Origin of the sequence: Lactiplantibacillus xiangfangensis (genome assembly GCF_001438845.1) — a bacterium.
Classification (GTDB): Bacteria; Bacillota; Bacilli; order Lactobacillales; family Lactobacillaceae; genus Lactiplantibacillus; species Lactiplantibacillus xiangfangensis.
Map to the genome: position 1 here is coordinate 255,386 of NZ_JQCL01000074.1, position 3,271 is coordinate 258,656.

Here is a 3,271-nt window from a genome sequence, read left to right on the forward strand (position 1 = left end):
TGGCAGGGATAGTAGGAGTTGAACCCACATCGATGGTTTTGGAGACCATTGTTCTACCATTGAACTATATCCCTATGAAAAATGGAGGGGAGTGGATTCGAACCACCGAACCCGAAGGAGCGGATTTACAGTCCGCCGCGTTTAGCCAGACTTCGCTACCCCTCCGTAAATCATTCAACTATATTAGAATACATAATTTTGAATAAAAAATCAAGGCTTTTTTCAAACTTTTTTTGATTTTAATTTAAATCAAGCATCTGAGTCTCCTGATACCATTCCGCCATGAAACTAGTTGTTTGCCATTCATTAATCCGTTTCAGACCGTAACCAACCGCTTGATCATAATACGTTGTACCATTGAACGTCCGTGGCTGCGGGTGGATGTGCAAGTGACCAAATAGGACGTGGGCCACGTCAAACTGTTCCAACAACGCTCCCATCCGCGGCGTCCCCATCAGAGCATTGGCCATGTTCCAGAACCGGTTGTCATCTGAGAACCGCAAATAATCCACGCGTGGCACAAAGTGGGTCATAAAGACGACTTGCTTTTGTTCCGCCTGAGCTAAAGATAGCTGTGCTTTGACTTGATTTAAGACTAAATCAGTCCGTTCCAAATCACTTATCGGTTGTTCAATTGCCCGATCAATCCAGAAGGCCCGTTTCCAATGTAAAAAGTCTTCAGTGGTCGTATCAGGGATATTCGCCGCAAATTGATAGTCGTACCAGCCATTGTTGCCGATGATCCGCCAGTTCGTATTCGGGATATCAACGTAACGATTATGCAAATAACCTGCAAAGCGCCCATTTTCAAGCTCGTCAAACGATACGCCATGCACCATGTCATGATTTCCCGCAATCCAGCGAACTTGCGTGTGAGCGCCTAACAGAGCCTGTAAATCGACAACAAACTGCTGACTTTTTTGAAAGTCGTTGAATAGGTCCCCCGCAATGAGGTACCACTGGACCCCATTTTGTTCTAAGTACGCTGCCTGAGCACGCATCATCGCGTTGGAATCGACGCGGTTAACGTCAAAATGATTGTCACTACTAAATGCTAAACGAACGATGACGATTGCCCCCCTAATAAAAAAAGATACGTTATCAATAAGATAACATATCTTTCAATAAAATTCGTTTTATAGAATCCCCTTCATCGACCGTTTAATCGACGGTACCATGGCAAAGAGAATAATCCCTAAGATCACACTTGAAATCCCAATGATTGCAAAGTATGGGACTTCAGTCTGCGTTGAGTAGAACTTAACGATCTGAGCATTCAAGGCACTCCCGACAGAATCGGTTAGGAACCACATACTCATCATTTGTGAAGCGAAGGCCTTTGGCGCTAATTTAGTTGTAACTGATAACCCAATTGGTGAAATCAACATTTCAGCAATTTCTACCAAGGCCCAGCTACCAACTAACCAGAGTGGGCTTACTTTGCCACCCGTTCCGAATAACGCACCAGGCATTGCCATCAGTAAGTATGATGCCCCGGCGAAGACCAACCCAACGGCGAACTTCGTTGGCGAACTAGGTTGCTTCTTACCCCACTTCGTCCATAATAAGACGAATGGTGTGGTGTATAACATGATGAATAACGGATTCAACGTCTGGAAGTCAGAGGCTTGCAAGTGCATAAACCCAATATTCAAGTTAACCCGGTTAGCCGCAAATAGGGCTAATACGGCTGAACCTTGTTCTTCGATCGCCCAGAACAACGCTGCGGCGATAAAGAGTGGAATATACGCACGAACACGGGAACGTTCCGTTGAGCTAGTCTTTTCAGACGTTAGCATCAAGATAAAGTAGACCACTGGTGTAACCAGAACCAGAATCGTAATTAAGTTAATAATATGTGGCAATGTCAACATATTCATTAATTGCATTAAAAGTAGTACTAAAGCTAATCCAATAACCCCGATCAGAACTCGACGAACTAATTTCTTAACGTCTTTTGGTTCCAACGGATCAGTGGGGTATAAACTTGCAGCGCTCAAGTTCTTCTTACCATCAAAGTAATATTGTAGTAATCCGAAGAACATACCGATGGCAGCCAATGAGAAGCCTAAGTGGAAATTGATCTGTAAACCAACCCGACCAACTAAGATTGGCGAAATCAGAGAGCCTAAGTTAATCCCAAAGACGAAGACACTAAACCCAGCATCACGCCGAGTGTCTTCTGGCGCATAGAGCTGCCCAACCATGTCTGAAACGTTAGGTTTTAATAACCCAGTCCCAATAACAATTAAGGCGATTGAGCCAAACAGAGCGGGCGCACCAAATGGTGTTGATAGAACGATGTGCCCGACCATGATCAAGATCCCACCGTAGAAAACAGTCTTACGACTCCCCCAGACCCGGTCACTTAAGAAGCCACCAAGCACACTAGAGACGTAAACTAACGCTGAGTAAATTGACATAATGGATGCCGCCGTAACTTGGTCAAAGCCAAGGCCACCCTTTGCCACACTGTAGTACATGTAGTAAATAAGTAGGGCGCGCATACCGTAGTAACTGAATCGTTCCCACATTTCAGTGAAGAACAACGTCCGCAATCCACGTGGTTGGCCAAAGAACGACCGATCCAGTTTTTGCTGATTATCCAATTGAATTTCCTCCAAACTTAATCATACAGCTTGTCTTTCGTTTAAAAGTAACAAAATTTGTTTCTTAATTAAACATAATAACTATTATACTAGCCTTAATCTTAATCAACAATACACTTAATCGTTTTCTAATCTAACGGTCATTAATTAAAGTGCTTGTCCTGCATTATCAGGCGATAACAAAGCCCGGCAACTCGCACAAAACTACGTACCATTGATATTCGTGAGTTTTTAATTATATTTACAATGACACTAATTTCTAATTTAATATAAAAAAATTAATGTTAAGTAAACGTTTCCCAAAAGAAAAATCCGGCCGAAATCTAATTAATAAAACGATTGATAACGTCCTTGTTCGTTTAAATGACTGGCCTAATGACATCGTTTAAACGAAAAACGGAGAACTGCACGTTCGCACGTGCAAGATTCTCCGTTCCATTAAAAGGCTTTAATTATCTAAAAAGACGAGAACACGTCTCGTCTTCAATAGTGCCGGCTACCAGAGTCGAACTGATGACCCTCGGTTTACGATACCGATGCTCTACCAACTGAGCTAAGCCGGCATGATATAAAAAGAGATGTCAACATTAATGCCAACATCTTGTCACTCCGACAGGCGGGCTCGAACCGTCGACATCTTGATTAACAGTCAAGCGCTCTAC

General features: G+C 43.1%; 2 protein-coding genes and 3 tRNA genes. All 5 read right to left on the reverse strand.

What is annotated here, in order from left to right; all coding sequences use genetic code 11:
* A tRNA-Trp gene (locus tag IV64_RS09180) sits at positions 1–74 on the reverse strand.
* 8 nt (positions 75–82) lie between these two features.
* A tRNA-Tyr gene (locus IV64_RS09185) sits at positions 83–165 on the reverse strand.
* Between the two features lie 74 nt (positions 166–239).
* Positions 240–1,073: a metallophosphoesterase gene (locus IV64_RS09190; RefSeq protein WP_083491620.1), complete on the reverse strand. Its 834-nt coding sequence runs from the start codon at positions 1,071–1,073 to the stop codon at positions 240–242.
* Between the two features lie 63 nt (positions 1,074–1,136).
* A complete protein-coding gene (locus IV64_RS09195) occupies positions 1,137–2,609 on the reverse strand; it encodes a peptide MFS transporter (RefSeq protein WP_057706946.1) in 1,473 nt (490 codons plus the stop codon).
* A 490-nt stretch (positions 2,610–3,099) separates the two neighbouring features.
* Positions 3,100–3,172, reverse strand: a tRNA-Thr gene (locus IV64_RS09200).
* Positions 3,173–3,271: the final 99 nt, after the last annotated feature.